Here is a 12072-nt window from a genome sequence, read left to right as displayed (position 1 = left end):
ATACTTAGTTAATACAGCAAAGTTTAGGAATTTTTATGTCTGATAAAACAATTGTAATAGTTGCAGCAAAACGTACACCTTTAGGCGGATTTGTGGGTAGTTTGGCGCCAATGACATCAACAGAATTGGGAGCCTGCGCCATACAAGCAGTGCTGCAAGCTACGCCAGATTCTGCTGCGGTTTTGTCACATATTGATGAGGTGATAATGGGCTGCGTATTGACAGCCGGGTTAGGGCAATCGCCAGCTAGACAAGCGTCTTTAAAAGCGGGGCTGCCACTCGGAACTGGGGTAACAACCATTAACAAAGTATGTGGTTCGGGTATGAAATCCGTTATGTTGGCCCATGATTTGATTAAAGCTGGCACTGCTGACGCTATAGTGGCTGGTGGTATGGAAAGTATGAGTAATGCGCCTTATCTTTTGCCAAAAGCCCGTTCTGGTTATCGTATGGGGCATGGTCAGGTATTAGATCATATGATGCTTGATGGGTTAGAAAATGCCTATGATGGACAAGCCATGGGATGTTTTGCACAAGCAACAGCGGATGCTGAAGGGATCACCCGTGAACAAATGGACGAATTTGCTTTATCCAGTTTGCAAAAGGCTAACAGCGCGCAAGATGCCGAGTTGTTTAAAGATGAAATCTCCCCTGTTACTATTCAAAGCCGCAAAGGCGACCTAGTGGTTGATAGTGACGATGGCCCTAAGCAGGCTAAGCCAGAAAAAATACCCACATTACGCCCTGCGTTTAAAAAAGACGGTACAGTCACTGCTGCCAACTCAAGCTCAATATCTGATGGTGCCGCTGCAATTTTAGTGATGTCAGAAAGCAAAGCACAAGCATTGGGTTTAACCCCATTAGCCAAAATTGTGGCACACAGCTCTCACGCAATTGAGCCTGAAAACTTTACCGTGGCCCCCGTTGGAGCAATAGAAAAGTTGTTGGAAAAAAGTGGTTGGACTCACCAAGACGTCGATTTGTTCGAAATTAATGAAGCCTTTGCCATGGTTACTATGTTGGCTATTAAAAAGCTGGGATTAAACCCTGATAAAGTCAATGTTAAGGGCGGTGCCTGTGCCCTTGGACATCCCATAGGTGCCTCTGGTACTCGGGTTATTGTGACCTTATTGCATGCTCTGAAACAACAGAATCTGAAAAAGGGGATCGCTTCTCTTTGTATCGGTGGTGGTGAAGCAACCGCAATTGCGGTTGAAATGCTCTGATCAAAAAGTCGGTTTAGTTGTTTTGCAAGCAGTGTTATTTTTTAACACTGCTTTTTTATTTATGGGACATGCATTTTGAATCGTTTAATAACATTATCACTGTGCTTCTTTTCATTGACGCTTAGTGCAGTAAGCCCTTCAATTCAATTTCCAAAGGTACAGAGCAATGTTGACTACGCAAAAGTCGCAGACTTAGCTTTCTCACCTGCTATCGAAAAGATTGCTTATGGCACGGATGCTTTGCAATTCGCCTTACTTTGGCGAGCCAAGTCACTTAAAAATGCACCACAAAAACCTTTGGTTGTGTTAATCCACGGTGGTTGCTGGTTAAGTGCCTACGATATTCAACATACTTATGCCTTAAGCACAGGGTTGGCTCAGGCCGGCTTTAATGTATGGTCATTAGAATATCGTCGAAGTGGTGATCCAGGAGGCGGGTGGCCGGGTACTTATGAAGATATCATCACTGGGATACTTGCATCATCCAAATACAATAATGGTGAGTTTGGCCTAACAGAAACAATATTAGTTGGGCATTCTGCTGGTGGGCATTTAGCTTTACTTGCTGGTGGCAAAATCGAACAGCTTAAAGGTGTAATTGGCTTAGCTGCGATTACTGATATTAAAGAATATGCGCTGGGTTCAAATAGTTGTCAGCAGGTCACTCCACAATTTATGCAAGGTATGCCTACAGAGAAACCTAATGAGTATTATTTGGCTAACCCGAGTCAGCAGCCATTACATGTGAATACTGTTTTTTTGCAGGGTGATAAAGACAAAATTGTCCCCGCATTTGAGTTATATACACTTGATAGAAAGGTCATTATGTTAGCAGGAGTAGGACATTTCGATTGGATCCACCCTGGCTCTGATGCCTTTACTACACTGACCCAAGAGTTAAAGGGATTAGCAAAATGAATAGAGATGAAATAATTGCTTTAGATAAAGCGGATCCCCTTGGGAATAAACGCCTTGAGTTTGATTTACCTAATAGTGTTATTTATTTAGATGGTAATTCACTGGGAGCCTTGCCTAAATCGGTTAAAACACGATTAGCAGAAGTGGTGAGTCAACAATGGGGAAGCGATCTCATTAAAAGTTGGAATAGCCATAACTGGATCGATCTGCCTATTAAGGTGGGCGAAAAAATAGCGCGGATAATTGGTGCGGCGCCTGGACAAGTCATTTGTTGTGACTCTATCTCTGTGAATTTATTTAAACTGCTATGCAGTGCGTTAACACTTAATTCAGGGCGAACAGTGGTGTTGTCCACAAAAGATAATTTTCCGACCGATTTATATATGGTGCAAGGACTAAGTGATTTACTTGGGCCAGACTTGTGTCATTTACAGTTGGTGGACGAGCAAGACATACAGCAAAGTCTAATTGAATCCGTAGCAGTATTATTACTCACTCAGGTGAATTTTCGCACCGGCAAGCTGTTGGATATGGCAAAACTGACACAACTGGCCCATGACAAAGGTATTTTAGTGATATGGGATTTAGCCCATAGTGCCGGTGCTTTGCCTGTGGAATTGGATCAATGTAAAGCAGATTTTGCGGTGGGTTGTGGTTATAAATATTTAAATGGTGGGCCGGGATCCCCGGCTTTTTTATATGTGGCCAAACGCCATCAGAGTGAAGTTAAGCAGCCTTTGACTGGCTGGATGGGGCATGCGGCACCTTTTGCTTTTGACTCTAAATATCACGCGTCACCGACCATTAATCAATTTCAATGCGGCACGCCAAGTGTGCTCGCCATGAGTGCTTTGGATGCTGCACTTGATGTATGGAAAAATGTGGATATGTCTCAGGTTAAAAGTAAGTCTGCGGCACTGGCGAATGTCTTTATGCAACTTATGCAAATGCATGAGTGTTTAGATGGTTTGAAACTCTGCTCACCTGTTGAAGCTGAATTAAGAGGTAGTCAATTGGCATTTTCCCATAGAGACGCGTTTGCCATTTGCCAAGCCTTAATTGAAAAAGGTGTGATCGCTGATTTTCGTGCACCGAATATGCTCCGATTTGGTTTTACGCCACTTTACACTTCGTTTAAGGATGTATGGCTTGCGGTAACAACATTGGTTAATATTCTAGAAAGTGAGTTGTACAAAGAGCCACGTTTCAAGGTGGCGTTAAAAGTGACTTAGGATTTGAACGTCGCTAATATGTGTGAGTTTTTCTTACCAAGCCTTTGAAATAAAACAAGAATTGTTTTATTTCAAAGGTGTAACATAGCATACTTAGATGTCATTATTCAGTATAGGGAATATCTGTCTTTGAAAACGCGTCTAAATATAGGTGTAGCGACTCCCAACACTAGGTTATTTGCCTTGTATTTTGTTAGCTACTTATTTTTAGTATTTACAACATTTTCAACATCGGCCCAAGACATTTCTAGGGGGGATTTAGATGTCGATTTTCCCGAATTTCCTATTGTTACATACTGTATAGATCCCGATTGGTTGCCCTATGAGGCTATTCGTAATAACCAGCATGTAGGCATGTCTGCTGATTATATGCGTTATATTGGCATACTTGCCGAGGTCAAGTTTGTACTAGTGAAGACTCGCAGTTGGGAAGAGTCATTGAGGTTTCTTAATACTGGCCAGTGTGATGTTGCGAGTATGCTAAACAGGAGCCCTGAGCGAGAAAAATATCTGCTTTTTACGCAACCTTATTTTAATGACACCAATGTTCTTGTTTCCAGAGACGAATATGAGTTTATTCAAGGTTTTGAAAATATTGGAGAGCAAAAATTAGGCGCTGTTTCCAGTTATAGGCAAGCTGAGTATATTGCTAATTATTATCCCGAAATTGATTTACATTTAGTGGCCAATGAATCTGAAGGTTTGCGGTTGTTGGCCGAGGGTGAAATTGATTTATTTATCGGTTCATTATTGTCAATGAACGCAAAAATTCAGAAAAATGGCTATAACCACTTACATATCTCTGGACTTGCAGGACCCCAAGATCTTTTAGCAATGGGGGTAGCGAATCAAAATCACGACTTAATGGAAAAGTTAGACGCAGCAATAGAGCAAATTCCAGAGTGGTTACATGTTGAGGTTTACAAAGAATGGAATAATGTGAAGGTGGTCAATGAGGCCGATTATCGACTTATTTGGGCCATTGGGATTTTATTTACATTTTTGAGTGTTATCGCATTTTGGCGGCAACGTATAGTGAGTCGATTTAACAGCCAACTGTTACTTAAAAATAAACAGCTAGAATCTTTGCAGAAAGAACTACTGGAAAAGAATCAGAGCTTAGAGTTTTTGTCTATGCGAGATCCTTTAACGTTAATGTTTAATCGCTACTTTATCTCGCAGCGCTGCGAACAAGAACGCCAGTTAAGCCTTAGGAAAAAAACACAAGTCTGTTTAATAGTAGTGGATATCGATTTTTTCAAACCTGTCAATGATAACTATGGTCATTCTAGAGGTGACGCTGTTTTAAAAGAAATGGCAGCCAGAATTACTAATACAATCCGTGAAATGGATATCTCTGCTCGTTGGGGTGGTGAAGAATTTTTAGTGTTATGCCCAGACACTAATAAACAAGAGGCTGTGTTGTTAGCCAAACGTCTAAATAAAGCTATCTCACAACATGCCTTTACTGAGGTTGGACATTTAACTTGTAGTCTGGGCGTGGCGGAATATAAACCAGATGAGTCTTTTGTTCAGTGGTTTGATCGTGGCGACCAAGCACTTTATCAAGCCAAAAATAGTGGGCGAGATCGCGTGGTGTGTGCGGAATAATCACTTTTAGGAAAACCTATGCAAACGGAAAAAATAGTCGTTATTACAGGGGCAAGTAGGGGGATTGGTGCCGCAGCAGCTAAACTTTTTGCGCAGAAAGGTTATGGGGTGTGCATTAATTTTGTACGTGATGACGTTGCTGCACAGCAGTTAAAAAATGAGATCCTGCAATACACATCTAAATGTATCACAGTGCAGGCTGATGTTTCCAAAGCTGCTGAGGTACAACGTCTATTTGATACAGTTGATATTAAATTGGGTCCCTTGTCTGTATTGGTTAATAATGTGGGGATATTAAAAAACCAATGCCGCTTAGATGAAATGGATGAGCAGAGGTTTAGTCAAGTACTCCACACTAATGTGATGAGTTGCTTTTTATGTTCAAAGCAAGCGGTTAAACGTATGTCCAGCAAATATGGTGGCGTAGGAGGCTCCATAGTCAATGTTTCTTCAGGCGCTGCTAAAAGTGGCTCTCCTAACGAGTATGTTGATTATGCTGCTTCCAAAGGCGCAATCGATACCCTCACAAAAGGTCTCGCCCTAGAAGTCGCTGCCGAAGGGGTTCGGGTCAATGCCGTTAGGCCGGGTCTGATTCATACTGATATTCATGCCTTGGGTGGCGAACCCAATCGTATTGACAGGCTTAAATCAAAAATTCCCATGTTAAGAGGCGGTAAAGCAACTGAAGTGGCAGAGGCGATTTATTGGCTAGCATCGGACAAATCATCATTTGTAACTGGCAGTTTCATCGATACTACTGGTGGCTTGTAAGTCAGGTGTGATTGCTAGAGGTCATCGCTGGAATCTAAAGCCAATTCGACAACTATAACCCATCCAATGTGGAGCGTATCTTGTGATACCTTTCTTGTTGCACCTCATTTAAGGTACCATTTTCTATGGTCTTAATGCATTTTTTAAGCACTGAATCCGGTACAGTGCTGACCCCTAATGTTGCCGCTTTAGATGAAATAGCTTGCAATAAATTAAGGGCAATAGAGGTGTTCTTAGGCATGATAGTAAAGGCCTGAGTAAACACTTCCATGGCATTATCGATGTCTCCTTTTTGAAAATATCCTACAGCTGTGTTGTTAAGATCTTTAGAACTGAATTTAATGGTCGATTTTTCTTGTTTTTCTTGGTTGATATAATGCAAGAAAATGTCACTTTGATCGGAATGGTGACTGCAACGTTCTTCTATTTGTTCCAATACAGCCTGAGAACGCTCATATAAACCTACATCATGAAAAATTTTGGCTTTATCTAATAAAGCGTCAATTCCTTCATTTTCCCAACTGTCTTCGTCTAATTTGTTAAGCAAAGATAAGGCATTGTCTTTTTCATCTTGTAGATACAGTAGACGAGCATTGACAACTTTCATTTGTTCTTGGATATCAGCTTTAGGAAACGCTTGCCTCAGCTGTCTAATGTACTCATTGGCTTGTCGGATTAATCTATCGGTATCAGATGCTTCCGTTGTCATGGCATAGTCAATGCCAGCTCTGGCGACATTTAGGTAGTTTTCTGGCTTATCATGAATTGAATTTTTGGCAAATCGAACAATCTTTTTTGCAGCGTCGAATTGGATTTCATAATCATGGGTAATGCGAGACAGGTCTAGGGCTGTTTTATGTCTGCGAATGCTTCTTGGGGATATTTCGCTGGCCATCATCACGCTCTCAAGAGCGGTATCAAAATCATTTTGTTTGATTTGTAAGGCGGTAAGTAAATCATATGCAGCCAGTTGCGAGTCTGGTTTAAATGCCAAACGCAACACTAACTTTTCTGCAGACTCATCTTCATCAAGATGCAGATAACTGTTTACTAATCCTAATTGTGCCCATGTAAATGTTTGCACTTTTAAAATCGCCAAGTAAAAGTCTTTGGCCATTTTAAAGTGGCCGCAAGCCGTGAGCATTTCACCTTTGATTTTAAGTGCTAAAGGGAAAAATTCTGCATGTTTAGGGTTGCCTAAAAACAACTCTACTTCAGACAATGCTTGTGTATATTGCTTTTTATCAATGCACAAATAGACACCATGTAATGCTTTTTTGCGGGCTAGTACACGGCTTAATCGACGGTCTAAATCTTTGACTGTAAAAGGTTTGGCTAAAAAATCGTCGGGTTGCAATTCAATGATACTTTGCACTAAATCAGAATTGGTATCAGCGCTAATAAACACAAAAGCGGTACTTAGAGGTAGTTCACCATTACTTTTAATTTCATCGTAAAAGTAATAACCATCTTGCTCATGTTTTAGATTGTAGGAGCAAATAATCAAATCAAATTTCTGGCTTCTTAATGTGGTCAATGCAAGGTTTATTTTATCCACATAAGTAATGTCGCTAAACCCTAGCTCCTCTAATGAATACTTCATGTATCCCTTAGCTAAGGCTTGATCATCTACGATTAGAACTTTTGTATTTTTAGCCAGTTGTGAATTCATTTGTTACCGGTATTGCGAATGTACCTAAAGGTTATCGTATTTATGACTGAAACAATAAGCGCTAAACGTAAAAAACCTAGAAATTTATTGATCCGAATACAGGATGAATTTGACATGTATTTACGAATATTTGTAAGTTGCTGCGTAATTCATTATGGCTTTTACTGAATACAGAAGACTCACAATACTCAACTCTTGTTAATGTAAAAAACTCATGTTTTGGGAAAATAAAACTGTCGAACGCTACTGTGGTGTGGAGAAGAGGGTATTAAGTATTGGCGTTTTTTGCATTTTGAGGAGGGCTAGTTACCAATAAAGGCATAGGTCAGCTAACTACTAAAACAAAGCAAAATTTAAAGTTGCTTCTCGGCTGTATCACATAGTCTGCATACATTTACACTCCCTTGACAGTTCTTTAATAGATTTCATGATTTAATCTTATCCCTAATTATTTGAATTGGTTTCTTTATGAAAACGAGTGCCTTATTAAAAATCCTCGTAGTGGTCGTAATTGCAGTGATTGGCTGGGCTCTTATGCCCAAACAAACGAGTGAGCAGATCAAGTATCACACTCAACCATTAACAGTAGGCAAGATAGAAAGTACAGTGAACTCCTCCGGTTCTATTTCTCCAGTGGTAACAGTGGATGTAGGCTCTGAGTTATCTGGTTTAATTTCAGAGTTGCATGTGGATTTTAATGACACAGTGAGCAGCGGACAGGTTATAGCGCGAATTGATGATCGTACTGTGCAATCACGCCTTAAACAAAGTGCCGCGGATTTAGCCTCGGCTAATGCATCGCTCACCCAATTGAAGGCAGCATTAGTGAAAGCGCAAGTGGAAGCATCTTTAGCAGAACGAGAATTCAAACGTAGTCGTGAACTCCATGAAAAAAGCCTTATCAGTGATTCGGAGTTAGACATGAGTGAAACTGATTATCAGCTTAAAAAAGTCAATATTGATACCGCAAAAGCCGCAATTTTAGTGGGCGAATCCCAAGTATTACAATCAGAGTCGAGTTTAGAGCAGGTGAAACTGGATTTGGATCGGACCTTTATACGCTCACCTGTGGATGGTGTGGTGATTGATCGTCAGGTGGACAAAGGTCAGGCAGTATCTGCTAGTTTATCTGCACCAACCTTATTTTCCATTGCACAAGATTTGGAAAAAATGCAAATCGAAGCCGACGTTGATGAGGCAGATATTGGTCGAATTCAGCAAGGCCAGTCGGTTAAATTTACCGTTGATGCATTCCCAGAACGTCATTTTTCAGGGGTAGTGGCACAGGTTCGTAAGGCAGCCACAGTCACCAGTAATGTGGTGACTTATAAAGTGATTATTAGTTTAGAGAATCGTGATTTGGTGATAATGCCAGGCATGACCGCCAATGTGGATATTATTTTAGGTCAGCGTAACAATGTATTGCGGGTTGCCAACTCAGCATTGCGATTTAGCCCCGAGAGCGAATCAGAAAGCCGCAGTGATAGCCGAGACGGCTCACAACGTGCCCAGCAACTGGCAGAACAGTTAGCACTGGATGTCTCACAAACTGCCAAACTCGCAGCGGTGATGGAAAAAATGCAAAGTGTTACGCAGCAAATGCGCGACTCGCGATCCGCAATGCCCGGGGCCGGTGGACCTCCACCAGATATGCGTGAACAGATGAAAAAGTTGCGCAGTCAAACAGAGATAGAACTCAAAAGTTTTTTGACCCCAGAGCAAATGGATAAATACCAAGCCATGAATCAACAGCGCAGACAATCTCGTGTCAAAGATGCCGATTATCAGAGAGGCACAGTGTGGGTCCTTAATGAAGGTAAGCCCCATCGTGTAAATGTACGTGTGGGCATTGCTGACTTGGAATACAGTGAAGTTGTTAGTGAACAACTTAAAGACGGTGATGCTGTGATTGTGCGTGCTCAAAGGGTGGGAGGCTAATGTCCACTGCACTTATTAGCGTCAATCAGGCTAAAAAAGTTTACCAAATGGGCGAAGAACAAGTCTGGGCTCTAAAGGGCGTGGATTTAGAAATTCAACAAGGGGAATTTGTCGCCATTATGGGCTCCTCGGGTTCAGGAAAATCCACCATGATGAATTTGCTAGGATGTTTAGATGTCGCAAGCGAGGGGCATATTTCCCTCGATGGGGTAGAGCTATCAAAATTAGTCAAAAACCAGTTAGCGACAATTCGTAATCAACGTATTGGCTTTGTATTTCAACAGTTTAATTTGTTACCACGGACTACCGCGTTGGATAATGTCACCTTGCCATTATTGTATAGTCAAGTGCCAGAATCAGAATGGCCACAGCGGGCACGAGAATGTTTAGAGTTGGTTGGACTCGGTTCGCGCATGACACATCACCCTTCACAACTATCAGGTGGCCAACAGCAGCGAGTGGCGATTGCAAGAGCATTAGTAAACCATCCAGTGATGATTTTAGCCGATGAACCAACAGGCGCATTAGACACCCAAACAGGATTAGAGGTGATGGCGTTGTTTCAGCAACTTAATCGCCAAGGTAAAACCATTATATTAGTCACCCATGAAACGGATATTGCCGAGTTTGCTAGTCGTACCTTAACATTTCGAGATGGCGAGCTAGTGGCTGATGACACCAATCCTCAGCCACGACAGGCGGGGGAGTAGGAAATGCTATGAAAATTATTATCCTACTGAAAACGGCTGTTACGGCACTGCGAGTGAACATGCTGCGCAGCTTTTTAACTATGCTTGGCATTATTATTGGTGTGTCTGCGGTGATCATTATGGTGGCCATGGGAGCGGGGGCCCAAGAAAAGGTGGATAAGCAGATTAAATCTTTAGGTGGCAATGTATTTTTTGTTACTGGTGCGCGTCGCTCAAGTGGTGGTGCACGTTCAGACTCGGTAATCAAAATAAACGAAGACGACGCCCATTTAATTGAAAGCCAAATTCCGGGAGTTAAAGCCGCAGCACCTTATCTGTCCTCTAGTGGTCAGGTGATATATGGCAATCTTAATTGGTCTACCAGTTTAAACGGCATTGATAACCGTTATTTTCAGGTGCGAGATTGGGAGCTTATGAATGGCCGTCAATTTAATGCTCAAGAAGTGCGTAGCGGCGCTAAAGTCGCCATCATTGGCGAGCGGGTGCGTAAAGAGTTGTTCGGCATTAGTGACCCTATTGGTCAAACTATTCGTGTGAAAAACTTTAATGTGTCGGTGATTGGGGTACTCGCTGAAAAAGGTCAGGATGCCCGGGGGGAAGATCAAGACGATGTTATATTCCTGCCGATTAAAACCGTGCGTAGCAAAATAACCGGTATCGATTCTATTAATCCTAAGTCCGTGCGCTTTATTCAAGTGGGCGTTTATGACGGAGAAGACATGGATTATGTGGAAGAACAAATGGCAGAAATATTGCGACAACGAATGCGCATCCCAAGCAACGGTACTGATTTATTTAGTATTCGAAATGTCTCAGAAATGATTGCTACTCGTGCCGAAACCATGCAAGTGTTTAATACTTTGCTGGCGTGGGTCGCCTCAGTGAGTTTGGTCGTGGGCGGTATTGGTATCATGAATATTATGTTGGTTTCGGTCACCGAACGTACCCGTGAAATTGGTTTACGTATGGCGGTGGGAGCAAAACCGACAGATATATTGCGCCAGTTTTTGATTGAATCTATTGTTTTGTGCGGCTTAGGCGGTGCCATTGGAGTACTAATTGCCTATGGCTTTGTGTATCTTGGCAATCATTATGGCATAGGCGCTGGTGGCGTGATTAATACCGACGTGGTGTTAGTTAGCTTGGGGTTTTCAGCACTTATTGGTATTTTCTTCGGTTATTACCCAGCACTAAAAGCATCACGCTTGGAACCTATTGACGCCTTGCGTTATGAATAATGATAACGCCTCCTCCCTCAATCACCAGCTTAAAACGAGATGGGCTCAGTTATGTGGTTAATGTTTTGAAGCTCAGGAGGACTGGAACCAAAGTGATAACATGCATGAAAGTTCTAAAAAATGGTGGTCGCTGCTGTGGCCCGGTCCGGAGGACTTGAACCAAAGTGTTAACTTGTATGAAAACTCTAAAAAATGGTGGTCGCTGCTGTGGTCCGGTCCGGAGGACTTGAACCCAACTGCTAACTTGTATGAAAATTCTAAAAAATGGTGGTCGCTGCTGTGGTCCGGTCCGGAGGACTTGAACCAAACTGTTAACATGTATGAAAATTCTAAGAAAATGGTGGTCGCTGCTGTGGCCCGGTCCGGAGGACTTGAACCAAAGTGTTAACTTGTATGAAAGTTCTAAAAAAATGGTGGTCGCTGCTGTGGCCCGGTCCGGAGGACTTGAACCAAACTGTTAACTTGTATGAAAGTTCTAAAAAATGGTGGTCGCTGCTGTGGTCCGGTCCGGAGGACTTGAACCAAAGTGTTAACTTGTATGAAAATTCTAAGAAAATGGTGGTCGCTGCTGTGGTCCGGTCCGGAGGACTTGAACCAAAGTGTTAACTTGTATGAAAATTCTAAGAAAATGGTGGTCGCTGCTGTGGTCTGGTCAGGAGGACTTGAACCAATGTGATAACTTGTATGAAAATTCTAAGAAAATGGTGGTCGCTACTGGGCTTGAACCAGTGACCCTCGCCTTGTAAGGGCGATGCT

10 protein-coding genes are annotated in these 12072 nt (G+C 42.2%); 9 read left to right on the top strand and 1 reads right to left on the bottom strand.

All coding sequences use genetic code 11. The annotated features are described in order from the left end of the window. Positions 1-35: 35 nt before the first annotated feature. The 5 genes from AAC000_RS22425 (at position 36) to AAC000_RS22405 (ending at position 5758) form a co-directional block, all read left to right on the top strand. Complete coding sequence (locus AAC000_RS22425; protein ID WP_339726060.1) at positions 36-1226, top strand: thiolase family protein; 1191 nt, start codon at positions 36-38, stop codon at positions 1224-1226. 75 nt (positions 1227-1301) lie between these two features. Next, entirely contained in the window at positions 1302-2144 is an 843-nt protein-coding gene (locus AAC000_RS22420) for an alpha/beta hydrolase (RefSeq protein ID WP_339726058.1), read from the top strand. Further along, a complete protein-coding gene (kynU, locus tag AAC000_RS22415; protein WP_339726056.1) occupies positions 2141-3376 on the top strand; it encodes a kynureninase in 1236 nt (411 codons plus the stop codon). The genes AAC000_RS22420 and kynU overlap by 4 nt, the downstream gene beginning before the upstream one ends. A 129-nt stretch (positions 3377-3505) precedes the next feature. Next, positions 3506-4987, top strand: a complete 1482-nt coding sequence (locus tag AAC000_RS22410; protein ID WP_339726055.1) for a diguanylate cyclase — start codon at positions 3506-3508, stop codon at positions 4985-4987. Between the two features lie 18 nt (positions 4988-5005). Next, positions 5006-5758, top strand: coding sequence for an SDR family oxidoreductase (locus tag AAC000_RS22405; protein ID WP_339726053.1), 753 nt, complete (start codon positions 5006-5008; stop codon positions 5756-5758). Between the two features lie 52 nt (positions 5759-5810). Here the strand turns inward: AAC000_RS22405 and AAC000_RS22400 are convergent, their stop codons facing one another. Then, positions 5811-7430 carry a response regulator gene (locus AAC000_RS22400; protein WP_339726051.1) on the bottom strand — a complete coding sequence of 540 codons (1620 nt, stop codon included), beginning with the start codon at positions 7428-7430 and terminating at the stop codon, positions 5811-5813. 468 nt (positions 7431-7898) lie between these two features. Here AAC000_RS22400 and AAC000_RS22395 point away from each other — a divergent pair, with 468 nt between their 5' ends. From AAC000_RS22395 to AAC000_RS22380, 4 genes are all read left to right on the top strand, one after another. Then, on the top strand, positions 7899-9368 hold the full coding sequence (locus tag AAC000_RS22395; protein ID WP_339726049.1) for an efflux RND transporter periplasmic adaptor subunit: 1470 nt from the start codon (positions 7899-7901) through the stop codon (positions 9366-9368). Beyond that, a complete protein-coding gene (locus tag AAC000_RS22390; protein WP_339726047.1) occupies positions 9368-10078 on the top strand; it encodes an ABC transporter ATP-binding protein in 711 nt (236 codons plus the stop codon). Before AAC000_RS22395 ends, AAC000_RS22390 begins: the two co-directional genes overlap by 1 nt. A gap of 8 nt (positions 10079-10086) precedes the next feature. Beyond that, positions 10087-11316 (top strand): ABC transporter permease, encoded by a 1230-nt coding sequence (locus AAC000_RS22385; RefSeq protein WP_339726045.1) that lies wholly within the window; start codon positions 10087-10089, stop codon positions 11314-11316. Between the two features lie 100 nt (positions 11317-11416). Beyond that, a complete protein-coding gene (locus tag AAC000_RS22380; RefSeq protein WP_339726043.1) occupies positions 11417-11704 on the top strand; it encodes a hypothetical protein in 288 nt (95 codons plus the stop codon). Positions 11705-12072: the final 368 nt, after the last annotated feature.

This window comes from uncultured Paraglaciecola sp., assembly GCF_963977085.1.
Lineage (GTDB): Bacteria > Pseudomonadota > Gammaproteobacteria > Enterobacterales > Alteromonadaceae > Paraglaciecola.
The sequence above is the reverse complement of the archived record's forward strand: the minus strand, read 5'-3'. Positions and strand labels throughout refer to the sequence as shown.

Coding starts and splice junctions, on each gene's coding strand:
- AAC000_RS22385 (WP_339726045.1), top strand. CDS start 10,087: ATGAAAATTATTATCCTACTGAAAACGGCTGTTACGGCACTGCGAGTG.
- AAC000_RS22390 (WP_339726047.1), top strand. CDS start 9,368: ATGTCCACTGCACTTATTAGCGTCAATCAGGCTAAAAAAGTTTACCAA.
- AAC000_RS22380 (WP_339726043.1), top strand. CDS start 11,417: ATGCATGAAAGTTCTAAAAAATGGTGGTCGCTGCTGTGGCCCGGTCCG.
- AAC000_RS22425 (WP_339726060.1), top strand. CDS start 36: ATGTCTGATAAAACAATTGTAATAGTTGCAGCAAAACGTACACCTTTA.
- AAC000_RS22395 (WP_339726049.1), top strand. CDS start 7,899: ATGAAAACGAGTGCCTTATTAAAAATCCTCGTAGTGGTCGTAATTGCA.
- AAC000_RS22405 (WP_339726053.1), top strand. CDS start 5,006: ATGCAAACGGAAAAAATAGTCGTTATTACAGGGGCAAGTAGGGGGATT.
- kynU (WP_339726056.1), top strand. CDS start 2,141: ATGAATAGAGATGAAATAATTGCTTTAGATAAAGCGGATCCCCTTGGG.
- AAC000_RS22400 (WP_339726051.1), bottom strand. CDS start 7,430: ATGAATTCACAACTGGCTAAAAATACAAAAGTTCTAATCGTAGATGAT.